The sequence below is a fragment of the Bifidobacterium aemilianum genome (genome assembly GCF_003315635.1).
GTDB classification, from domain to species: Bacteria; Actinomycetota; Actinomycetes; order Actinomycetales; family Bifidobacteriaceae; genus Bifidobacterium; species Bifidobacterium aemilianum.
This window is the reverse complement of the sequence record NZ_PDCG01000002.1, coordinates 165127-187498: the sequence shown is the minus strand read 5'-3', so window position 1 is coordinate 187498 and position 22372 is coordinate 165127. Positions and strand designations below refer to the sequence as shown.

Sequence of the window (22372 nt, the reverse complement as noted above, 5' to 3'; positions counted from 1 at the left end):
TCGGTCGAAGAGGATTGATTCTGGCCGGCATTCGGCGGCAGACGCAAGGAAGGAGCAGCCCATGGTTGAATTTTCGATTGACGCTTTCGCCTTGAGAGGGAAAGTGGTGCTGATCACCGGTGGAGCAAGCGGTCTTGGCAAGTACTACACCCAGGCTGTAAGCAAGGTGGGAGCGGATGTCTTCGTCGTTTCCTCCAGCCGTGAGGGTTGGGAGGAGACCCGGAAGCAGGTGGAGGATGCTGGCCGTCGGGTGGTCTTCATGGAACAGGACATCACCGAGGAGGCTGCGGCCCAGGCCATCGTCAACAAGGTGACGGAGGAGTATGGTCGCATTGATGTGCTCATCAACAATGCCGGTATGCAGCGTCGTCACGAATTGGTCGACTTCCCCGATGAGGACTGGAAGGCGGTCATCGACCTCAATCTCAATGCGCTCTACTATCTCTCTCACGAGGTGGCCAAGATCATGATCGACCAGGGTTCCGGAAAAATCGTCAACATCGGTTCCATGCAATCATTCCGAGCCGGCAAGGTCATCTATCCCTATACGGCCAGCAAGCACGCGGTGGTGGGGCTTACCAAGGCCTATGCCGATGCCCTGGCCCCCCCCCCACAATATTCAGGTCAACACCTTGGCTCCCGGTTATATCAACACCCCCATGACCAAGGCCCTCCAGGAGGATCCCGTCCGTAGCGTTGAAATCCGTGAGCATATCCCCGCCGGCCACTGGGCAGAACCCAAGGAACTCATGGGAGCCATGGTCTTTCTTTGCTCGCATGCCTCCGATTACATCAACGGTGTCACCTTGCCTGTCGATGGAGGCTATCTGCTTCGCTAAGCTGCTCCTTCCTCCCCCTGTGTAATGCCGCACAGGTCATGCGCACAGGGCTCAGACCCAACCATCCCATTTCTGGTCAGTGCCAATGAACCGTCAGACTTAGGGAAAGGTCATAGCAGATTCTTCCCCGCCTGATTCGGGCCTTGTGGGCGCTGGGCGCCGCCAGCAGGATATTCACCACACACAGAAAGCATGATCATGCCATTAGTCATCGTGGCCTGCGCCGTAGCAGTGCTGATATTAATGTAAGCTCAACACCTTCGTATCCCTTGTCATCACCTCTTTCCTTACGGCTTTGGTGCTGCAGATTCCGGTGGATAAGATTCCCGGCACCATAGAGACCGGTATCGGAGGCCAGCTGGGGGCACCTGGCCATCATCTTCGGATTCGGTTCCATGCTAGGCAAACTGGTTTCCGACTCAGGTGGGGGCCATCGCATCGCCAAGACGCTGATTAACCGGTTTGGGCGCAAGCACATCCAGATAGCCGTAGTCCTGGCCTCCTTCATTGTGGGCATCGCGCTCTTCTTCGAGGTGGGCCTGGTGGTGCTGCTGCCCATCATCTTTGTCATCGCCCGTGAATTGGATATGCCCCTCATGTACCTGGGCATTCCCATGGCCATCACACTCAATGTGGCCCATGCCTTCCTGCCGCCGCATCCGACACCGACCGCCATCACGGCATCGCTTGGAGCCAATATGGGGCAGGTCCTCATATATGGCATCATCGTGGCCATTCCCACGGTCCTTGTGGCTGGTCCGCTGTTCAATATGGTCCTGCACCGCGCCAAGCCCCGCCTGTACCGGACCAACATTGATGTTGCCGTACTGGGTGAGTTCAAGGAATACAAGGATGATGACACTCCTGGCTTTGCCATCTCCGTACTGACCGCCATGATGCCTGTGCTCCTGATTGCCCTGGCCACCATATGCTCCTTCGCCCTACCCAAGGGCAATCCGGTCAACATGGTCATTCAATTCATCGGCGCTCCGGATGCCGCCATGCTCCTGTCCATGCTCTTCGCCATGTGGTCCATGGGATTCGCCCAGCGCAGGAAGATGCCCGAGATTGCGTCCTCCATGACCGAGTCAGTCAAGTAGATAGCCATGATGCTCCTGATCATCGGTGGCGGTGGCGCCTTCAAGCAGGTGCTTGTTGATGGAGGTATCGCCAAGTATGTCTCAGAGATCTTCACCAACATCAATATGCCCCCGCTGCTGGCGGCCTGGCTGCTGGCGGCCTGGCTGCTGGCGGCCGTTCTCCGTGTGTGCTTGGGCTCCGCTACGGTTGCCTCCCTGACCGCCACCGGATTAGTGGCGCCGATGATTGCCGCCACCGGAGTCAACCCGGCCCTCATGGTGCTGGCTGTCGGGGCTGGTTCGGTCATAGCGGACCACGTCAATGACGCAGGATTCTGGATGATCAAGGAATACTTTGGGCTCACACTCAAGGAGACCTTCATGTCGTGGACCACAGCCACCACGGTTATGTCCCTCATGGGGTTGCTGTCGGTACTGGGCCTGTCCCTGGTGGTCTGACCCGGCTTTCCTAGCTCTTGGCGCTGGTCAGAAGTTTGTGCAGGTCCTGCGGCCCGCGAATCAGAGAGTCGATGGTACCGATGACCAGGCCAAGAAGGGCGGGAATCAACCAGGTCAACTGCTCGCTGTACAGGGGCAGGGATCCCATGAGGTCCAGGGCACCTGCCGGAGCGAAGCCGAAGACCTGCGCCAATTCCAGCAGGCAGTTCACAATGCTGTAGATGGCGACCAGCAGCACGGTCCAGGCGTAGACACGGCTGAAACGGTCGGAGAATTGGTGGGCGAAGCCTAGCAGCACCAGTACGATGGCGATGGGGTAGAGGGCGCTCAGGACGGGCAGAGACACGGTGATGATGGCGGAAAGCCCGGCGTTGGAGACCAGGAAGCTGAAGAAGGCGAAGAGGATGGTCCAGAATCGGTAGGTTAGCTGATGGATGCCCAGGGAATGGAAATGTTCGGCGAAGTAGCTGGAGCAGGTGGAGATCAGTCCGGTGCACACATTGAAGCAGGCGATGACGAAGATCAGGCCCACAAAAGCCGTCCCATAGCTGCCGAAGAGCTGACCGGTCAGATTGGTCAGCACCGTGGCCCCTGTGTCGCTGGCCGGATTGATGGCTTTGAGGGAGCCCGAGAAGGCACCGATGTAGGAGAGCACCCCATAGATGATGACCAGGAGCACGCCGGTGCCAGCCCCTGCCAGTCCGGTCTCATGCCGGTTGCCCTTGCTGTCCAAGATGCCGAGCTGGTGGACATTGGCCGAGATGACGATGCCGAAATATAGGGCCGCCAACAGGTCCATGGTCTGGTAGCCATCGACAAAGCCCCTAGTCAGCTGACCCGTGGCGTATGGACCCATGGGGGTTTTGAACTCATGCTGGGGTTGCAGGAGGCAGGCTATGAACAGGATGACAATCAGGGCCAGCAGCAGAGGCGTGGTGATGCGTCCCAGGACCTTCGACAAACGTTCGGGATGCTGGCTGAAGAGTAAGGAGAGGGCAAAGAACACCAGAGAGTAGACCAGGCGGGCCAGCCAGGCCTTCTGGGAACCGGCAAAGGGGCCGACTGCCATCTCAAAGGAGGTGGTGGCCGTGCGCGGTATGGCGCAGCAAGGGCCGATGGCCAGCATGATGACCACGCCCAGGACCAGGGCGAAGCGCGGGGAGACCCTGGAAGCCAATTGGCTGAAACCGCCGACCTTGGCCACGACCAGAACGGCCAGAATGGGCAGGCCCACTGCGGAAATGATGAAACCCAGGGTTGCCAGGGGTGTGGCTTGACCGGCCTGTGCTCCAAGGAGGGGAGGGAAGATCAGGTTTCCGGCTCCGAAGAACATGGAGAAGAACGTGAAGGTCAAGAGCAGCCTCTGGCGGCTGCCCAAATGGTTGACTGAGTCGCTGTCGCTCATGATGTCCCTTTTCGCTCTCTGTGTGACGGTTGTTTTCCGCTTGGGCCTACTGTTTGCTCATCATCGTTCCGTCCAGTCCCATGTGGGTTCGGCTTGTGGGAACGAATTACCAATAATAGGCGTAAGGGCCGTCACAACACGCATGTATGAGCCAAGGATCGGTCACGGTTCTTCAACATGTGCCTTCTGCCACCTCCGCCTCCCCATATGTGCCGAGCCTCACCAGGCTTGGGACATGCGGAATCAGCCTTACGGCTGATGGCGTAAGCTCCCTACCTGCCGCTACCCTTGTGGTATGTCCTTTTTTGATATCTTCGGCCCCTTGTTCGACCCCGACCAGGACCCCCGCACGTCCTCCCGCCGGCAATCGACCAATGACGATGATCCGGTGGTCCTCAATGTCGAGGTCGATGGTGACGGCCACGGACCTACCGCCGGTGGCCAGTCACGGCCACCACAAGGCCCTGGCGCGCCTCGGCTCACCCGCGTTCCCTACCAGCCCGGTAAGGGTCAAGGAGTCGGCAGGGGCACCAAGATATTCATCGGCCTGGTCCTGGCCCTGGTGGTCCTCTTGGGACTGCTCTTCGGTCTGGACCACTTCATCACTGACCTCATGTGGTATGGGCAGTTGGGTTTCCAGAGCGTGGTCTGGACCCAGCTGGGTACCAAGATCGGTCTGTGGCTGGCCTATGCCATACTGATGGCCCTGGTCTCATACCTGGCTGCCAGGTTGGCCATTCGGGCCAGGCCCGATTCCTCAGATGGATCGACCTTCCGCATCCGGGGTGACATCGTCGAGGTCGGCAAGGGCATCTCCTCCAAGACCGCCCAACGGGTCGCCGTGGTCGTCTCCCTGGTGGTGGGTCTCTTCTTCGGCTCCCGCTTCAACTCCAACTGGTCAGAGATTCTTCTCATGTTCAACCGCCAGTCCTTCGGCAGCAAGGATCCGCAATTTGGACTGGACAACGGCTTCTACGTCTTCGTGCTGCCCGGTCTGCGGATGCTCCTGTCGGCAGCTGGCCTCCTGCTGCTGGTTGGCCTGGTCTTCTCCCTGGTAACCCATGTGCTCATGGGCGGCATACGCATCACCATGCCGGTCGAGGGACGGGGATTCTTCAGGGTCACCAAGCGGGCCCGCCGGCAGCTGGCCATCTGGCTCATGCTCAACATGACCCTCTGGGGCATCCAGCAGGCGGTCGGTGTCTTCGGCAGCCTGACCCAGGATGGCGACCGGATCACCGGCGCCTCCTACACCTCCGTCCACGCCACCATCCCCCTGACCCTGGTCATGGCCGCATTGACGGTGGTTCTGGGCATTGTGCTTGGTGTTTGGCTCATGCGTTCCCATGCCCTGGAGGGTCCGGCGCCTACCTCAGTGCGGGCCATGGCTGCCCTCAAGGCCTGGCGGACCCCAGTGGTCGCCATCGCCACGAGCCTGGTGCTGTCGCTGGTTCTTACAGGCCTGTGGCCCATGCTCCTCCAGCGTTTCCGGGTTGACCCCAATGCCCAGGAGACCGAATCCGCCTACATCCAGCGCAATATCACGGCCACCCAGGAGGCCTACGGCCTCTCCAAGCTCAAGGTCGACCAGTACAAGGCGACCACTGAAGGCAAGTCCGGCGCCTTGGCCTCGGATGCCGAGTCCACCGCGCAGATTCGCCTCCTTGACCCCCAGATCGTCTCACCCACCTTCAAACAGCTCCAGCAGTCCAAGCAGTATTACACCTTCGCCGACACACTGGCCGTCGACAAGTACGATGTGGACGGCAGCAGCCAGGACACGGTGATCGCCGCCCGTGAGTTGGACCTCAACGGCAACGACAACCGCAACTGGGTCAACGACCACACCGTCTACACCCACGGATACGGAGTGGTGGCCGCCTATGGCAACAAGGTCACCGCTGATGGCCAGCCCCAGTTCTTCGAGTCCGGCATCCCCACCCAGGGCAAGCTGACTGACAGCCAGCACTACGAGCCCCGAATCTACTTCTCTCCCAACGCCCCCCAATACTCGATTGTTGGGGCGCCGGCCGACAGGGGCAAGTGGGAGTTCGACTACCCGACAGGCTCCGAGGGTGCCACCAACAGCTTCAAGGGGCAGGGAGGCCCGTCGGTGGGCAACCTCTTCAGCCGGATCCTCTATGCCATCCGTTTCGGTTCCGACCAGATCCTCTTCTCCGACAGAGTGACCTCCGAATCGCAGATCCTCTACGACCGCAGCCCCAAGGAGCGCGTGGCCAAGGTCGCTCCCTACCTGACTCTGGATGGGCGTGTCTACCCGGCGGTGGTCGACGGGAGGGTCAAGTGGATCGTCGACGGCTATACGACCTCCGATGCCTACCCCTACTCGCAGATGACGGACCTGGGGGAGGCTACGGCTGACTCCACCACAGTCTCCTCCTCGACAGTGAAGGGCTTGGGTTCCAAGGGAGCCAATTACATCCGCAACTCCGTCAAGGCCACGGTCGATGCCTATGACGGATCGGTGGACCTCTATGTTTGGGACAAGACCGATCCTGTCATCAAGGCTTGGGAGCAGATATTCCCCGGCCAGTATCATCAGATCTCCGACATCTCGGGTGACCTCATGAGCCATATGCGTTACCCGGAGAGCCTCTTCAAGGTCCAGCGCAAGCTCCTGGCCCAATACCATGTGAATTCTGCTGGACAGTTCTTCTCCGGTGAGGATTTCTGGCAGACTCCGGTCGATCCGACCGAGTCCAAGGAGGCCCAGCAGCGCGACATCCTGCAACCACCTTATTATCTGACCCTGCAGACCGGTGGCAGTCGCAAGCCCCTCTTCTCCCTGACCTCCACGTATATTCCCGCGGGTGAATCCAAGCGTGAGATCCTGACCGGTTTCCTGTCGGTGGATTCGGACGCAGGCTCCAGCAAGGGCAGGATCGGTGACAGCTACGGAACCATCCGGCTCCAGGAGCTCCCCAAGGATTCCAACGTGCCGGGTCCGGGCCAGGCCCAGAACAACTTCAATTCCAAGGCGGACGTCTCCAAGGAGCTCAACCTCCTGGAATCCGGTTCGACCAAGGTCAACAGGGGCAACCTGCTGACCCTGCCCTTGGGTGGTGGACTGGTCTATGTCCAACCGGTATATGTCCAATCCTCCGGCTCGACCTCCTTCCCCCTCTTGAAGAAGGTCCTGGTGGCCTTTGGCGACCAGGTGGGATTCGCCGACACCCTGGACGAGGCCCTGGACCAGGTCTTCGGAGGGAACTCCGGGGCCTCGGCGGGTGATGCCACGAACGCCAGGTCCGGCAAGGTCGACGCCAGCATGAACGGCCAGGACCAATCAGGCGCTGAAGACCAGACGGCCGGCCAGGCCAAGACCGGTAAGGTGACGGGCACCCTGAGCCCCGAACTCAAGGAGTCTCTGGACAAGGCTGCACAGGCCATGAAGGACTCAGACAAGGCCCTCAAGCAGGGTGACTTCAGCGCCTATGGTGAGGCGCAGAACCGTCTGAAGGACGCTTTGGGCAAGGCGACCCAGCTCAGTGGGGTGGCGAGCGGTGAGTGACCAGCCTCCTGGCTGCGATGGGTTGACTGGGGCCGGACCCCTTCAGGGACTTGCCATAGGTCCATGCAGGGATGAGGACCTGCCATCGGTCCTCGCCATTGATAATGAGGCCATTATCCAAGGCGGATCCACGGCCGATCTGGTGTCGGTCACCCTTGAGGACAGAACGGCCTGGCTTCGGCTCCACCAGGCCTCAGCCATACTTCCGGTGCTGGTGGCCAGGGAGGGAGCAAGGTACTGGGGTATGCCTCCCTGTCGCCATATTCCTTCCGCCCAGGCTATGAGCAGACCAGGAGATCAGCTATTACGTGGCCTCCGACGCCCGGGGCAGTGGCGTTGGCTCCCACCTGGTACAAGCGCTCCTGGAGCAATCCAGGATCCTGTCCCTGGGCTTGATGGTGGCTTACATCTTCGACGACAATCTCGCCAGTCGCCATGTGTTGGAACCTTTCGCCTTCGAGTATGGTGGGTGCCTGCCCGCAGCGGCCAGGGACAGCCGGCGCATGCATGATGTCTCCTACTGGTACCTGTCCCTATAGTCCCCAAAGTTCCACGCCCCCTTTCGCACTAGGGGCAGCGGTCGCTTCTTTTGTGTAGAATCTCTATGGCCGTGCGGCAGAGGAGGAATAAGTCATGGGTTCTGAATTTTGGTTGATCGCCGGTCTGGGCAATCCTGGCGGCAAGTACGAGGGAACCCGTCACAATATGGGCTTCATGGCGGCCGATGTGCTGGCCGAACGCTGGTCTCTGACCATGCAGGACCACAAGGGCCTCGCCAAGCTTGGCAAGGGTGTCATGAGCCTCAATGGTGAGCAGGTCAAGTTCTTCCTGGCCAAGCCTTTGACCTTCATGAACGAGTCCGGTAATGCCGTGGCCTCCATAGCTTCCTACTATCATATTGACCCCGCACACATCGTGGTGGTCCATGATGACATGGACCTGGATTTCGGCCGTATCAAGATCAAGGTGGGTGGTTCCGCCGGCGGGCATAATGGCATCAAATCCATTGATCGTTCCCTGGGAAGCAATCAATACGCACGGGTTCGACTTGGGGTGGGCCATGCGCAAAGGGGGGTCCATGCCCACGAGAACACCGTGAACTGGGTCTTGGGCGGTTTCAATGCCGACCAGCGCAAGGCCTTGCCTGAGTTCCTGGCCGATGGGGCCGACGCGGTGGAGACCGTCGTCATTGACGGATTGGCTGAGGCCCAGGAGCGCTTCAATGGCAGGTGAGTCCCAGGCAGATCAAGGAACTCAACCATCACATGCCCGAACAGGTGGAAGGCAGGGCGGCGGTATGACCGATCGGCAACTGGACCAGGCTTCCCCCGATCAGGGTGCACTCTCAGGTCTCCTGGCACAGCTGGCCCAGGACCCGGCCTTCCTCCAGCTGACCGAAGGCCAGGAGGCCCAGGACCTATCCGACCAGAGGCGTGAGCTGACCATCGCCGCGTCCGAGGGCATCAGACCGGCCCTGGTGGCTGCCCTGGCCGCCCGGCGGACCGTGGTGCTTGTGGTGGCATCAGGTAGGCAGGCCGAGGAGACCGTTGAGGCCCTGCGTTCCTGGTACTCGGGTGACCCCCGGAGCATAGCCCAATTCGAGGCTTGGGAGACCCTGCCCCATGAGCGGCTCTCGCCTAGGGCCGATACGGTGGCCAGCAGGATGGCCGTGCTGCGCCGCCTGCGCCATCCGGAACCCGGCAGTGACATGTTCGGGCCGATCCGCATCCTGGTCATGCCGGTCCGCTCCCTCATCCAACCCATCGTCAGGGGACTGGCAGAGGTTAAACCACTGGTCTTCCGGCGCGACGAGGAGCTGCCACTGGAGGAGGCCAGCCGTCGTCTGGTGGAGAACGCCTACAGCCGGGTCGATCTGGTCATGGACCGTGGCCAGTTCGCTGTCCGCGGTGGCATCGTCGACGTCTTCCCGCCCACAGCCTCCCATCCGGTCCGTATCGAATTCTTTGGCGACCAGATTGACTCCATCAAGGAGTTCCACGCCTCCGACCAGCGCACCTACGGCCAGGAGCTGACGGCCATCTGGGCCACCCCCTGCCGGGAGATCCAGCTGACCGATGCCATACGGGAGCGGGCCAGGTCGCTGATCGGCCAGATACCCAACGCCGATGACATGCTGGAATCCCTTGCCGACGCCATACCGGTAGAGGGTATGGAATCCCTCATGCCCGCCCTGGTGAACGACATGGAGGGTGTTGCTGGTCTGCTGCCCAAAGACGCCCTGATCATGCTCAACGACCCTGAGATCCTCCTGCGGGCCGCCAGTGACCTGACCAAGACGGCCAACGAGTTCCTGGCCGCCTCCTGGCATGTGGCCGCCAGTGGCCAAGGCTCCGGAGCCCCCATCAGCTTCGACCAGGCCTCTTTCCTGGACTATGACGAGACCATCGACTCTCTGGAGTATGCCGATCATGAGGTCTGGAAGCTCACTTCCCTGAGTGTGGACCAGTCCCAGGCCGGTAAGCTCCAGCTTGACGCCCAGGCGCCCACGGAATTCAGGGGGGACGAGTCCAAGACCTCGGCCGGCATCCAAGGGCTGGTCGATGCCGGCTTCTCGCTGACCCTGACCTCGCCGGCCCAGGGCACCCTCAACCGACTCAAGCGCGTGATCAGTCAAACCGGCATTAGCAATTTCGATGTCATCCGCTCTCATGCCATCGACGGCTTCATCGACCCGGCGGCCAAACTGGCCCTGTTGACCGAGCGGGACCTGACCGGTCACAACAGCGCCTCGGGCGGGGTCAAGACCCCCAAGCGCCGGCATAAGGCCATCGATCTGGTGGACCTCAAGCCCGGCGACTACATCGTCCACGAACAGCATGGCATCGGCCGTTTCGTCGGCATGCGGCAACGCACCATCGGCTCGGGGGAGAACCTGTCCACCCGAGAGTACCTGGTCATCGAATACGCGCCCTCCAAGCGTGGGGCCCCGGCTGACAAGCTCTTCATTCCCACCGACCAGTTGGACCAGATCAGCAAGTACATCGGCGCCGAGGCCCCCAAGCTCAACAAGCTGGGAGGCTCAGACTGGGCCTCCACCAAGGCCAAGGCCCGCAAGCACGTCCATGAGATAGCGCAGGACCTGGTCAAGCTCTATTCGGCCCGGCAGGCGGCCGCAGGCTTCGCCTTCAGTTCCGACACCCCCTGGCAGAAGGAGCTCGAGGACGCCTTCCCCTACCAGGAGACCCCCGATCAGCTGACCACCATCGACGAGGTCAAGGCCGATATGGAGAAGCCGGTGCCCATGGACCGGCTTATCTGCGGGGACGTGGGCTTCGGCAAGACCGAGATAGCGGTCAGGGCCGCCTTCAAGGCCATCCAGGACGGCAAGCAGGTGGTGGTGCTGGTGCCCACGACCTTGCTGGTCCAGCAGCACTACGAGACCTTCAGCGAACGCTATGAGGGGTTCCCGGTCAAGCTGGCGGCCCTGAGCCGTTTCCAGACCAAGAAGGAGAACGACGAGACCCTTGCCGGCTTGGAGGATGGCACCATCGACCTGGTCATCGGCACCCACAAGCTGCTCAATCCCAAGATCAAGTTCAAGGATCTGGGCCTGCTCATCATTGATGAGGAGCAACGGTTCGGCGTGGAGCACAAGGAGACCCTCAAGGCCCTGCGGACTAATGTCGACGTGCTCTCCCTGTCCGCCACGCCCATCCCGCGCACGCTGGAGATGGCGGTCACCGGCATCCGGGAGATGTCAACCCTGGCCACCCCTCCCGAGGACCGCATGCCGGTCCTCACCTATGTGGGCCCCTATGAGGATGCCCAAGTCACGGCGGCCATCAGGCGCGAGCTCCTACGGGGCGGCCAGGTCTTCTACGTCCATAACCGTGTCCAGGACATCGCCAAGATCACCGCTAGGATCCACGAACTGGTCCCCGAGGCCAGAGTCGGTGTGGCACACGGCAAGATGGGGGAGAAGCAGCTGGATGCCACCATCCGTGACTTCTGGCACAGGGACATCGACGTGCTGGTCTGCACGACCATTGTCGAGACAGGGCTGGATATCTCCAATGCCAACACCCTGATCCTTGACCGGGCCGAGCATTTCGGCCTCAGCCAGCTCCACCAGCTTCGGGGGCGGGTCGGCCGTGGCCGGGAGCGCGCCTACGCCTACTTCCTCTACGACCCCACTCATCCCATGACAGAGGAATCCCACGAGCGCCTGACCACCATAGCCCAGAACACGGCCTTGGGGGCCGGTTATGACGTGGCCATGAAGGATCTGGAGCTGCGTGGCACCGGCAACCTCCTGGGCGACCAGCAGAGCGGCCATATCGAGGGGGTCGGCTTCGACCTCTACGTGCGCATGGTCTCTGAGGCCGTGGAACAGGTCAAGGAGCCCGAGCGGATCGAAGCGGTCTCCGTGACCATAGACCTGCCCATTGAGGCTTCCATTCCCGTCTCCTACATTGATTCCGACAAGTTGCGGCTCGAGGCTTACCGCAAGCTCGCCTCCGCCCGCAATGAGGAGGATCTCAAGGACCTTCTTGAGGAGCTGACCGACCGCTATGGGAAACCTCCCCAGGAATTCGAGTCGCTCTTCGATGTGGCTCGCCTGAGGAACAAGGCGCGGGCCATGGGCATCAGCGAGATAGCTGGTCAGGGTTCCAAGGTCAGGGTAGGCAAGATCGATCCACCGGAATCCCTGGTCATGAGGATGAATCGTATATACCCGGGATGCCAGTATCGGGCCCTCACCCATACCCTGCTGGTTCCGGCCCCATTCTCCGGTTCCCTGGGTTCCAAGCCCATGGACAGCCGGGAGATTGTGGAATGGACTGGCCAGCTTCTGGAGGACCTGTCCTGGACCGGGGGAGTCAAGGCCTAGCCGCTCAACTCGGGTGGGTCTGCAGGCTGGCAGTGGATCTGTCTGCGCTGGTCCATCCATATCCGTTACAAGCACATATCGGATAATGGGAAGGATGGGGCCTGTGCTGTCACTCTTGGTTAGGGTGTGAGTACCAACGGCGCTCAGACCTGTCTGGGCGCCGCATACCAGGATGGAAGGTGCAGACAATGACGACTGCCGACAAAGATGTGTCCGTTGAGGTGCGCAGTGCGCAAGCTGACGATATTGATGGGATTCATAGCTTGCTCAGACAGACACTGCAGTTGCACCACAGCTTGCGTCCCGACCTCTTCCACCCCGATGGCGCCAAGTACGACAAGGGGGACCTGGCCCGGATTCTGGAGGATTTCGACCGTCCGGTCTTCGCGGCGGTGGCCCCGCACAGTGGCAAGGTCCTTGGCTATGCCTTCACCCGGCTGGTCCAGGATTCCGGCAACCGAGCCATGAACCCCCTGTGGACCCTCTACCTGGATGACTTATGCGTGGATAAGGCGGCACGGGGCAGACATCTGGGCCAGGCCCTGTTCAGGCATGTTCGTGAGTATGCGGCCTCCATAGGCTGCTACAATCTGACGCTCAATGTCTGGGAGGGCAACGAGCAAGCCCTTGGCTTCTACCGGGCCCTGGGACTCAAACCACAGAAGACCACCATGGAGATGCTGCTCTAGGGTTCAGGCGGGGCCAGGAATGGCTTCCAGGTCGGCGGTCTATGCTGATGGACCTGCCAGGTAAGCCAAGTTGTAGTGTATTGCAAAACATGGACTGTTAGCGCTAACGTAACTTTGTGGCTGATTTGCCTGCTCTCGTCCACAAAAGCAACTATCCTGATGAGTGTCAATCAACCAAACGTTAAAGGAGTAGTTGTGGCAGCAATTGAAAGCGTATACGCGCGCGAAATTCTTGATTCCCGTGGAAACCCGACCGTAGAGGTCGTTCTGGATACCGTTGATGGTGCTCAGGGACTGGGCCTGGTGCCTTCCGGCGCCTCCACCGGTGAGGCCGAGGCCTGGGAGCGTCGCGATGGCGACAAGTCCCGCTATATGGGCAAGGGTGTTCTTGACGCCGTCAAGGCAGTCAACGAGATCATCGCCCCCAAGGTCATCGGCATGGACGCCAGCGACCAGCGCGCCCTGGACGAGACCATGATCGAGCTGGACGGCACCCCCAACAAGGGTAAGCTGGGCGCCAACGCCATCCTGGGCGTCTCCCTGGCCGCCCTCTATGCCGCGGCCGAGTCCGCCGAGCTTCCCCTCTACCGCTACATCGGCGGCACCAATGGCCATATCCTGCCCGTTCCCAACATGAACATCATGAACGGTGGTGCCCACGCGGACTTCGCCACGGACATCCAGGAGTACATGATCTCCCCCTACGGATTCGAGACCTACAGCGAGGCCCTGCGTGCGGGTGTCGAGGTATACCACACCCTGAAGTCCGTCCTCAAGAAGGACGGCTTCAACACCGGTCTGGGCGACGAGGGTGGTTTCGCCCCCAAGATGAAGTCCAACGAGGACTCCCTCAAGTACATCATGGACGCCATCGAGAAGGCCGGCTACGAGCCCGGCAAGCAGATCGGCCTGTCCCTGGACGTGGCCTCCTCGGAGTTCTACAACAAGGAGACCAACAAGTACCGCTTCGACGGTGACGACCGCGACGCCGACTACATGCTGGACTACTACCAGAGCCTGGTCGAGAAGTACCCCCTGGTCTCCATCGAGGACCCCTTCGCCGAGGAGGACTGGGACGCATGGCAGAAGATCACCGCAGCCATGGGCGACCGCCTGCAGTTCGTGGGAGATGACCTCCTGGTCACCAACCCCAAGCGCCTGCAGAAGGGCATCGACCTCAAGGCCGCCAACTCCCTCCTGGTCAAGCTCAACCAGATCGGCACCGTCACCGAGACCCTCGACGCCATCGAGCTGGCCACGGCCAACGGCTTCACCTCCATGGTCTCCCACCGTTCCGGTGAGACCCCCGACACCACCATCTCCGACCTGGCCGTCGCCAAGAACACCCGCCAGATCAAGACCGGTGCCCCCGCTCGTGGCGAGCGTATCGCCAAGTACAACCGTCTGCTGGAGATCGAGGAGGAGCTGGGCTCCACCGCTCAGTACGCTGGCTACTCCGCCTTCAAGGCCTGCAAGAAGTACATGAAGTAACCACTGGTTGGCCAACATGGGAGGGATTCCCGTGTGAAGCTTCCATAGGGGTTATGCCCGTCGTGTTCCCAAGTCGAATGCGACGGGTATTTTCGTAGCTATGAGCAAGTCGACTTCTGCAGGCAAGGCACGAACCAAGACCCGTACGCCACGGCCCAAGTCAGCCAGTTCCGGCCCGGTCGCCTTCTTCATCTGCTTGTTCATCATCGCCCTGGGTTCCATCCAGCTCCTATCGACCTTTCACACCTATGCCCTGAATACGGCGGAACTCAATGGTCTCAAGAAGCAGGAGGCCAGTCTGACGGCCAGGAAGCAGGATCTTGAGAATGACATCTCCCGGTGGAACGACAAGGCCTACGTGACCGCACAGGCCAGGGAGCGTCTGGGCTTCGTCTTCCCTGGTGAGCAGTCCGTACAGGTGGAGCACCCGGAGGTCGTGACCGGCGGTGACCAGCTCAAGGACAAGGCTGGCAGTGACAAGAGATCCTCCAGTGACAACCAGGCCCTGCCATGGTACAGCGAACTGGCATACGCCTTCCAGAAGGCGGACGAGCCTGCGCCCTCAAAGGCGCAGCCGCAAAAGGGGAATCAGGCGGCGACCGGTGGTGGCCAGGAAGCACCTCAGCCCGCTCAGCAGCCGGATGCTGGCCATCAGCAGTAGTCCCATGACCTGCCATGATGCAGTCGGCAGGCATGGGCCGCAGGCCCAAGACAAAGCATTCAACACAATGAAGGATGGGGACATGAATCCACATGACCATCGGACCCAGCACAGCGACCAGGCAGATCTGACCCACTCAGGGCAGGGACCCGAGCCTCAGGAGGAACGGCAGTACCGATACAGGTTCGCCGGTCCGGAATTCGACTGGGTCCGCCAACTGGCCGACCATCTGCTGGAACAGCCGCTTGATCCCCGGGACCAGGACCTGGTCACTAGGCAGCTGGGGCGTTTTCCCCGAGGCATGCTAGCGGTGGGTGCCCGTTGCGCCTGTGGAAAACCCCTGGCTGTCATCACCCGACCGGTCCTACCTGGCGGCATTCCCTTTCCGACCAGCTGTTACCTGACCAGTCCCGAGGCGGTGAAGGCCGTGTCGCAGCTTGAAGGCCAGGGGATCATGCGGGACTATGCCAATCGTCTTGCCGAAGACCCCGACCTGGCTCAGGCCTATGGGCACGCCCATGAACTCTATCTGGCCTTCCGCCAGGAATTGGCACGGCTGACCGGCGACGGCGAGGAGCATATAGCCGGTATCAGCGCCGGAGGCATGCCCGACCGGGTCAAGTGTCTTCATGCCCTGCTGGCCCAGGGGCTGGTCATGGGACCAGGCAGCAACCCCATAGCCGACATGACCCTGGCCGCCATAGAGGACCAGTTCGACGCAGCTGTATGCCGATGCTCCCTGGACTATGAGGACACTGAAACTCTGGCGAACACCACTGAGTTCGGGCTGGAGGTCGGTCAGTGACGGATGATCTGCAAGGGCGTGAGCCTGAGACCAAGGATGCTGTGGTGGTCGCCGGCATTGACTGCGGTACCAACTCCATCAGACTCAAGGTCTCCAGGGTCGACCAGAAGGGCAGTCATGACCTCCTGCCTCGTATGCTTCGGGTCATACGCCTGGGGCAGGGGGTCGACCAGACCCACAGCTTCTCGCCCCAGGCTTTGGACCGGGCCTTCGCGGCGGCGGGGGAGTTCGCGCGTGTGCTGCGGCAGTACCCTGTGGAAGGTATGCGCTTCGTTGCGACCTCGGCCTCACGGGATGCCGAGAACCGGCAAGAGTTCGAGGACGGCATGGAATCCATCCTCGGTGTTCGGCCAGAGGTCATTACAGGCACGGAAGAGGCGGCCCTGAGCTTTCTGGGCGCTTGCAGCAGCCTGCCTCAGGACTCCCTGAGGGCCCCATACCTGGTCGTCGACCTGGGAGGGGGGTCGACCGAGTTCGTTCTGGGCGGAGATGGGGTCGAGAGCCCTGCAGACCAGGTGCGCGAGGCCCTATCCATGAATATCGGTTCGGTGCGGATGACCGAACGGCATTTGTTGGACGCCCCGCCGACCGATGAGCAGATCCAGGAGGCCGTGGCGGACATAAACAGGCATATCGACCAAGCCTTCAAGCGGATCCAGGTCGGCAGAACGGGCAGCATCATTGGTGTCTCCGGCACGGTGACCACCATGGCGGCCCTGGCCCTGGGCCTCACGCAATACGACCATGCCGCCGTGGACGGTGCCCGGATCAGCATCCAGGATGCCCTGGCAGTCGACGAACGGGTGCTGAGGTCGAGCCGGACCCAGCTGCGCAGTTGCAAGACCATTCACCCCGGACGTGTTGATGTGGCCGCGGGTGGAGCCTTGGTCTGGAGCAGGATTCTGGTCAGGTTGGCACAGGCAGTCACGGAAACCCAGGGGCGGAACCTGGACTCCTTCATATCCAGTGAGCATGGGCTCCTGGATGGCTTGGTGCTGGATTATGGGAGGAAGTTGCTGGCCAAGCGGTCATGATTGGCTGCAGGGGCGGCGGCGACACTCGTAGCGGTGCCTCGCAGGCGGCCACTGTATGCCAACGATGCTATATTATCTCCGTGCCCCTGTGGCGGAATGGTAGACGCAGTTGACTTAAAATCAACCGCCGTAAGGCTTGTGGGTTCGAGTCCCACCGGGGGTACTGGCAGTGGTGGCATCCTGTAGCGGCAGCAGGCTGGTCTTGTGGAATCGTTCCCACACATCAAAGTGGCCCCTCAACAGATACAGGCGCCAGTGATTGTGCACATTGAAGCGGTTGCCAGCAAGGGCCAGCCGGTGGCGGCTTGAGATGTTGCCTGCCGATGCCTTTGGTCTACGATCCATCTTCCACTAGGATAGGGTTCATGTTCAGCATTCTTGATATGTTCACGGTTGGAGTCGGACCCAGTTCCTCCCATACCGTGGGTCCTATGTGTGCGGCCAAGGCTTTTGTCGATGCCCTCGATAGGTCGGGGGTGCTGGGTCAGGTGTCCAGGGTTCAGGTCATCCTCTATGGCTCCCTTTCCCTGACCGGCATGGGTCATGGGACCGACAGGGCCGCGGTGGCGGGCCTGGAGGGCAATACTCCTGAGCAGGTCGACACCGACCATCTCCTGAACATCCGTAGCGAGGTCGAGAGTTCAGGGCGACTGGTCCTGGGTGGTAGGCGGGAGATAGCCTTCGACTATGGGCGTGATGTGGTATTTGAACAGTGGCAGATGCTGGCGGAGCATCCCAATGGCATGCGCTTCACCGCCTGGTCCGCCTCTGGGCAGACAGTCGATGAGCAGGTCTGGTATTCCATTGGCGGCGGCTTTGTCCGGCAGGGCCATGTCGATGACCCGCTGATCGGCATTCACGAGAACCCCTCCCATGACGAGCAGCCTGCCACGGATGAGGTTGAGGGTGTGGATTTTGCGCCCGAAGCCCCCTATCATTTTTCGTCAGCAGACGAGCTGCTGGCCTTGTGCGAGCATCACCAGATGGGTATCTCCGAGATCATCTGGGCCAACGAGACCTCCATACGCTCGGCCGAGGAGGTACGGCAGGGACTGTTGGAGATTTGGGGGGTCATGGACCAGTGTGTTCGTGAGGGCTGCACCAGCAAGCAGGAGATTCTTCCCGGTGGCTTGGATGTCCGGCGTCGTGCCCCTGATATATACCGGCGGTTGACGGTCGGCTCGGACCCGATGCAGGCTGACCTGCATATGGCCAAGTCGGCCTTGGAGGACTCGGCTGTGGCTTGGGTCAATCTCTTCGCCTTGGCGGTCAGCGAGCAAAACGCCGGAGGTGGACGGGTGGTCACCGCCCCCACCAATGGTGCGGCCGGCATCATGCCAGCGGTCCTGGAATATTATTGGCGCTTTGTTCCGGCCGCTGATGAGGATGGCATTGTCTGCTTCTTGCTGACTTCCGGCGCCATTGGCTACCTCCTCAAGCGCAACGCCTCGATTTCCGGGGCTGAGGTCGGCTGCCAGGGTGAGGTCGGCTCGGCCTGTTCCATGGCTGCGGCCGGCCTGTGCGCAGCCATGGGAGGCACTCCCCGGCAGGTGGAGAATGCGGCGGAAATTGGCATGGAGCACCACCTGGGTCTTACCTGCGACCCGGTGGGTGGGCTGGTCCAGGTGCCCTGTATTGAACGCAACGCCATGGCCTCGAACACCGCCATCAACGCCGTGCGCATGGCCCTGCTGGGCGACGGGTCCCATCTGGTGACCCTCGACCAGGTCATCAGGACCATGAAGGAGACCGGCCAGGACATGATGTCCAAGTACAAGGAGACCTCCAAAGGCGGTCTGGCGGTCAATGTGGTGGAATGCTGACCCCAGGGCCCCTAGGCAGGTCATGGCCTCTAGGCTGGGCAAGCCCCGGCAATCGTGCTAGAGTGATTGGCGTTGTCTACAAGGAGGTCACATGACTGCCACTATGCCCCAGGTGAATGCCGAGTTCGGCGCCAAGCCCATCATCAGCTTTCCAGATGGTCCTGCGCCTGCAGGCCTGAAGACCGTCGAATTGGTTGAGGGTAATGGGCCCATGGTCCGTAGGGGAGATACCGTCACCGTCAACTACCATGGGGTGGCCTGGGGCAGGGAAGACCCCTTCGACTCCAGCTTCGACCGCCACCAGCCAGCCTCCTTTGGAATCGGCGTGGGGCAGGTCATCCGGGGCTGGGACCAGAGTGTTCCGGGTCACAATGTCGGATCCCGTCTGCTGGTCAGCATCCCTCCCGAATATGGCTATGGCTCCAGGGGCATTCCCCAGGCCGGCATCGAAGGGAATGACACCCTTGTCTTTGTGATCGATATCATCGAGACCCGTTGACAGCAGCAGAGTCTGGCGCCGGGTTTTCCCCGGCGTTTTTCATATGGCATGCCTAGGAAGCACAACATGCTGTATTAGACTTGGCGAACATACGCAGCATCCGTACTTCATGGAAGGTCAGGAGGAAACATGGCCGAGGAAAAGACCGTCCTGCTCACGCAGGAGGCATACGACAAGTTACAGAAGGAGCTCGCCTGGCGCGAAGGCGACTACCGGGACGAGATCACCGAGCGCATAGCGGCCGCCCGGGCCGAGGGAGACCTCTCCGAAAACGGCGGTTACCAGGCTGCACGCGAGGAGCAGGGCAAGAACGAGGGCCGAGTCAACGAGCTCATCGTCAAGCTGCGCAACGCTGAGATTCTCAAGGCCCCCAAGGCGGGGATCGTCGGCAACGGCTCCCTGGTCACCTTGTATATGGCAGGTAGGGCCGTGCAATATGTGGTCGGCTCCCGTGATCTCGCCGTGGCCACGGACTATGACGTCATCAGCCCGGAATCGCCGATCGGGCAGGCCATCATGGGTGCCAAACAGGGAGAGGAAGTCTCCTACAAGGCCCCCAATGGACGGGAGATTTCAGTGACCATCAAGGAGTCCATCCCCCTCAACTAGCATCCTCCCTGCAGCTGCTGTTCCCGACGGTGTCCCGACGTAGAAGGCGGGGCACCGTCAATGCCAAGCCTGCATGCATGGTGGGTCCCACTGCCACCAGTTCCGGGCATGGACTTGAATCAGGGCAACCTGGCCGTGCCAGAACCCTGGGCGGCTAATGCCATAGGTTGATGATGACCATGTAGATGGCCACCACATGGCAGCTGTAGCCGGCGACGGTCCCCAGGTGAAAGATCTCATGGAAGCCGAAGATCCTGGGCCAGGGGTCGGGCCGGCGTAGGGCATAGACGATGGCTCCGGCGATATAGCAGGCACCTCCGGCGATGAGTAGGATGACCACGACCGGACCGGCGGCAGGGGAGAGCCAGAAGAGGCCCATGAAAGCTATTCCCGAGACACCGAAGACGATGTAGACCATGGTGTAGAGCCAGCGGGGAGCGGATATCCAGAGCACATGGATGATCATGGCCGCGCTGGTGCATAGCCACATGCCTGCTATGATGCCATTGCGCCAGGCTGGTGCCAGGGCGAACGACACGGGTGTGTATGTGCCGGCGATGAGGAGGAAGATGTTGAGATGGTCGATCCGCCGCAGGATGTCCGTGGTTGTCTCGGACCAATCACCCAGGTGGTAGAGGGCGGAATTGCCGAAGAGAATCAGGGAGCTGAACATGAAGACGGCACAAGCCCATTTTAACGCGGTGCCCTGGGCCAGGCAGATGAGGACGATGCCGGAGGCTAGGGCCAGTGGCGCGGCGATGGCATGGATCCACCCACGCAGAAGGGGTTTGGGCCGGCCGTGAACATCCAGCCGTATTCTTCGGGTGGGTGCAGGTGGGGCCGTCCGGTCCCGGTTCTCCGGGCATTGGCGACCTGTGGCTGCGGCATTCATGGGCACCTCCTTGTCAAGGTGTTCCAGCATTGGTTACGATTGCGTAGCTTACGCTATCGTAACTTACTGCTGTGACAGTTCCACCGATTCCGACATCCACGGCCTCTTGACGACCGACCCTGGGCTGGGTCAGCTGGGGGAGGAGGCTGGAACGCCGCCCCATGGGATTGCGTATGATGGTGGCATGGCTGATTTCACTCATTTTCTGACCACCAGATCCAACCTTGATGAGAGCGACCGGGAGTGGCTCCACCAGCTGGTGGCCGACTGGCAGGTGATTGCGGACCTCAGTTTCGCCGACCTCCTGCTCATCCTGCCCACCGAGCCGGGTAAATATGCCGTGGCGGAACAGTGCAGGCCTTCCACGGTGATGACCCTGCGCATCGACGATGTGGTCGGCAATCCGGTTCCTGCGGATATGGTGGAGGAACTGGACACGGCCATGGCCTCCTCTGGGGTCCTGCGTTCGGCTCGCCTGCGCAAGGTCGGTAGGGCCACGGTCTGCAACGTCTATGCACCGGTACGGCACCATGGCAAGACCCTGGGGCTGGTGGTCCGGGAGACCAACATGTCGACCAGGGAATCCAACGGACGCTATGAGTCGGAAAGCATCAACGCAGGCAAGCAGCTCTTTGAGATGATCCCCAGGGAGCAGTTTCCCTATAGCAATCCCGTCATGAACCAGCGGCACAATGCCAGGGTGTCCGACGGCTTCATCCTACTGACCGTCGATGGGATCGTCCGCTATTCCTCGCCCAACGCCATCAGTTGTTTCCGTAGGTTGGGCGCCCGCACCACCCTCCAGGGCCAGTACCTCAGCGAGATCGGCACCCAGCTCCTCCACCACAATGACCCAGTACCAGAAAGCCTGCCCCTGGTGCTGTCGGGTAAGGCGGCTGTGGATTCGGAACTGTGCGCCAGCCGGTCAGCCATCTCCATACGCTCCCTGCCGATCTTCGATGCCGAGGGTCGCAATGGAGCCGTGATCCTGTGCAGGGATGTGACCGAGCTGCGCAGGAGGGAAAAGGAGATCCAGACCAAGGACGCGACCATATCCGAGATCCACCACCGGGTCAAGAACAACCTCCAGGCGGTCTCCGCCTTGCTTAGGCTCCAAGCCCGCAAGACAGATTCCCGGGAGGTCAAGAAAGAGCTCGAGGAGGCGCAGAGGCGGGTCCAGACCATCGCCATGGTTCATGAGGGGCTGAGCCAGACCGCAGACGAGATTGTGGATTACGACAAGGTCATCTCCAACCTCCTGAAGATGAGCATTGATTTGGCCTCCATGAAGGACCAGAAGATTCACATCTCCTATGTGGGCAAGTTCGGCATGATGCCGGCGCAGGACGCCACCCCCCTCTCCCTGGTGCTCACCGAGCTCATCACCAATGCGGTAGAGCATGGCTTTGAGGGCTGCACGGAGGGGCATATCACGGTGTCGGTGGGCCGGGGTGGCAACAACCTCAATGTGGTGGTTGAGGACGATGGATCCGGCTTGGATACCGAGGAGAACAACGGCATGGCCAGGTCCTCCGGTTCTGGGCTGGGCACCCAGATCATCAATACCTTCGTGACCAACGACTTCGGCGGAACGGTGACATGGAAACCCCGCCGTGAGGGAGGCACCAAGGTGGTCCTGGAGATGAAGCTGCGGGCTGCCCAGGACGAGAGCGCGGACAGCGGCATGCTCTCGTAAGGTAAGC

General features: G+C 61.0%; 16 protein-coding genes, 1 tRNA gene and 3 pseudogenes. 18 read left to right on the top strand and 2 right to left on the bottom strand.

Annotated features, from left to right (window positions below):
• Positions 1 to 61: 61 nt before the first annotated feature.
• The 4 genes and pseudogenes from CRD60_RS02905 (at position 62) to CRD60_RS09020 (ending at position 2377) form a co-directional block, all read left to right on the top strand.
• Positions 62 to 694: an SDR family NAD(P)-dependent oxidoreductase gene (locus CRD60_RS02905; protein ID WP_236630794.1), complete on the top strand. Its 633-nt coding sequence runs from the start codon at positions 62 to 64 to the stop codon at positions 692 to 694.
• Entirely contained in the window at positions 660 to 839 is a 180-nt protein-coding gene (locus CRD60_RS09025) for an SDR family oxidoreductase (RefSeq protein WP_236630793.1), read from the top strand. Before CRD60_RS02905 ends, CRD60_RS09025 begins: the two co-directional genes overlap by 35 nt.
• A gap of 259 nt (positions 840 to 1098) precedes the next feature.
• Positions 1099 to 1296, top strand: a pseudogene (locus CRD60_RS09400) (hypothetical protein); the annotation flags it as partial.
• Positions 1235 to 2377, top strand: a pseudogene (locus CRD60_RS09020) (gluconate:H+ symporter). The pseudogenes CRD60_RS09400 and CRD60_RS09020, both read left to right, overlap by 62 nt.
• 10 nt (positions 2378 to 2387) lie before the next feature.
• Here the strand turns inward: CRD60_RS09020 and brnQ are convergent.
• Positions 2388 to 3782 (bottom strand): branched-chain amino acid transport system II carrier protein, encoded by a 1395-nt coding sequence (gene brnQ, locus CRD60_RS02890; protein WP_113859806.1) that lies wholly within the window; start codon positions 3780 to 3782, stop codon positions 2388 to 2390.
• A 295-nt stretch (positions 3783 to 4077) separates the two neighbouring features.
• Here brnQ and CRD60_RS02885 point away from each other — a divergent pair, with 295 nt between their 5' ends.
• The 13 genes from CRD60_RS02885 (at position 4078) to CRD60_RS02820 (ending at position 19777) form a co-directional block, all read left to right on the top strand.
• Entirely contained in the window at positions 4078 to 7314 is a 3237-nt protein-coding gene (locus tag CRD60_RS02885; protein ID WP_113859805.1) for a UPF0182 family membrane protein, read from the top strand.
• 296 nt (positions 7315 to 7610) lie between these two features.
• The gene (locus CRD60_RS02875) at positions 7611 to 7853 is read left to right on the top strand and encodes a GNAT family N-acetyltransferase (protein ID WP_113859803.1); all 243 of its coding nucleotides are present in this window, start codon (positions 7611 to 7613) and stop codon (positions 7851 to 7853) included.
• Between the two features lie 94 nt (positions 7854 to 7947).
• Positions 7948 to 8547 (top strand): aminoacyl-tRNA hydrolase, encoded by a 600-nt coding sequence (pth, locus tag CRD60_RS02870; protein WP_113859802.1) that lies wholly within the window; start codon positions 7948 to 7950, stop codon positions 8545 to 8547.
• A 64-nt stretch (positions 8548 to 8611) separates the two neighbouring features.
• Positions 8612 to 12166, top strand: coding sequence for a transcription-repair coupling factor (gene mfd, locus CRD60_RS02865; protein ID WP_236630792.1), 3555 nt, complete (start codon positions 8612 to 8614; stop codon positions 12164 to 12166).
• Between the two features lie 188 nt (positions 12167 to 12354).
• Complete coding sequence (locus CRD60_RS02860) at positions 12355 to 12855, top strand: GNAT family N-acetyltransferase (protein ID WP_113859800.1); 501 nt, start codon at positions 12355 to 12357, stop codon at positions 12853 to 12855.
• Between the two features lie 195 nt (positions 12856 to 13050).
• Positions 13051 to 14346, top strand: a complete 1296-nt coding sequence (gene eno / locus CRD60_RS02855; RefSeq protein ID WP_113859799.1) for a phosphopyruvate hydratase — start codon at positions 13051 to 13053, stop codon at positions 14344 to 14346.
• A 100-nt stretch (positions 14347 to 14446) separates the two neighbouring features.
• Positions 14447 to 15007, top strand: a complete 561-nt coding sequence (locus tag CRD60_RS02850) for an FtsB family cell division protein (protein ID WP_113859798.1) — start codon at positions 14447 to 14449, stop codon at positions 15005 to 15007.
• Between the two features lie 82 nt (positions 15008 to 15089).
• Positions 15090 to 15812 (top strand): DUF501 domain-containing protein, encoded by a 723-nt coding sequence (locus tag CRD60_RS02845; protein ID WP_113859962.1) that lies wholly within the window; start codon positions 15090 to 15092, stop codon positions 15810 to 15812.
• Positions 15809 to 16846 carry a Ppx/GppA phosphatase family protein gene (locus CRD60_RS02840; RefSeq protein WP_236630791.1) on the top strand — a complete coding sequence of 346 codons (1038 nt, stop codon included), beginning with the start codon at positions 15809 to 15811 and terminating at the stop codon, positions 16844 to 16846. Before CRD60_RS02845 ends, CRD60_RS02840 begins: the two co-directional genes overlap by 4 nt.
• A gap of 82 nt (positions 16847 to 16928) precedes the next feature.
• A tRNA-Leu gene (locus CRD60_RS02835) sits at positions 16929 to 17009 on the top strand.
• A gap of 202 nt (positions 17010 to 17211) precedes the next feature.
• Complete coding sequence (locus CRD60_RS02830) at positions 17212 to 18669, top strand: L-serine ammonia-lyase (protein WP_113859797.1); 1458 nt, start codon at positions 17212 to 17214, stop codon at positions 18667 to 18669.
• Between the two features lie 91 nt (positions 18670 to 18760).
• Entirely contained in the window at positions 18761 to 19168 is a 408-nt protein-coding gene (locus CRD60_RS02825; RefSeq protein ID WP_113859796.1) for an FKBP-type peptidyl-prolyl cis-trans isomerase, read from the top strand.
• A 129-nt stretch (positions 19169 to 19297) separates the two neighbouring features.
• Positions 19298 to 19777, top strand: coding sequence for a GreA/GreB family elongation factor (locus CRD60_RS02820; RefSeq protein WP_113859795.1), 480 nt, complete (start codon positions 19298 to 19300; stop codon positions 19775 to 19777).
• A gap of 154 nt (positions 19778 to 19931) precedes the next feature.
• Here CRD60_RS02820 and trhA read toward each other — a convergent pair.
• Positions 19932 to 20600 (bottom strand): annotated as a pseudogene (trhA, locus tag CRD60_RS02815) (PAQR family membrane homeostasis protein TrhA); the annotation flags it as partial.
• A gap of 253 nt (positions 20601 to 20853) precedes the next feature.
• On the opposite strand from trhA, the gene CRD60_RS02810 reads away from it, so the two are divergent.
• Positions 20854 to 22365, top strand: a complete 1512-nt coding sequence (locus CRD60_RS02810) for a sensor histidine kinase (protein ID WP_113859794.1) — start codon at positions 20854 to 20856, stop codon at positions 22363 to 22365.
• The last annotated feature ends 7 nt before the right edge of the window (positions 22366 to 22372 follow it).

Coding starts and splice junctions, on each gene's coding strand:
- CRD60_RS02905 (WP_236630794.1), top strand. CDS start 62: ATGGTTGAATTTTCGATTGACGCTTTCGCCTTGAGAGGGAAAGTGGTG.
- CRD60_RS09025 (WP_236630793.1), top strand. CDS start 660: ATGACCAAGGCCCTCCAGGAGGATCCCGTCCGTAGCGTTGAAATCCGT.
- brnQ (WP_113859806.1), bottom strand. CDS start 3,782: ATGAGCGACAGCGACTCAGTCAACCATTTGGGCAGCCGCCAGAGGCTG.
- CRD60_RS02885 (WP_113859805.1), top strand. CDS start 4,078: ATGTCCTTTTTTGATATCTTCGGCCCCTTGTTCGACCCCGACCAGGAC.
- pth (WP_113859802.1), top strand. CDS start 7,948: ATGGGTTCTGAATTTTGGTTGATCGCCGGTCTGGGCAATCCTGGCGGC.
- mfd (WP_236630792.1), top strand. CDS start 8,612: ATGACCGATCGGCAACTGGACCAGGCTTCCCCCGATCAGGGTGCACTC.
- CRD60_RS02860 (WP_113859800.1), top strand. CDS start 12,355: ATGACGACTGCCGACAAAGATGTGTCCGTTGAGGTGCGCAGTGCGCAA.
- CRD60_RS02850 (WP_113859798.1), top strand. CDS start 14,447: ATGAGCAAGTCGACTTCTGCAGGCAAGGCACGAACCAAGACCCGTACG.
- CRD60_RS02845 (WP_113859962.1), top strand. CDS start 15,090: ATGAATCCACATGACCATCGGACCCAGCACAGCGACCAGGCAGATCTG.
- CRD60_RS02830 (WP_113859797.1), top strand. CDS start 17,212: ATGTTCAGCATTCTTGATATGTTCACGGTTGGAGTCGGACCCAGTTCC.
- CRD60_RS02825 (WP_113859796.1), top strand. CDS start 18,761: ATGACTGCCACTATGCCCCAGGTGAATGCCGAGTTCGGCGCCAAGCCC.
- CRD60_RS02820 (WP_113859795.1), top strand. CDS start 19,298: ATGGCCGAGGAAAAGACCGTCCTGCTCACGCAGGAGGCATACGACAAG.
- CRD60_RS02810 (WP_113859794.1), top strand. CDS start 20,854: ATGGCTGATTTCACTCATTTTCTGACCACCAGATCCAACCTTGATGAG.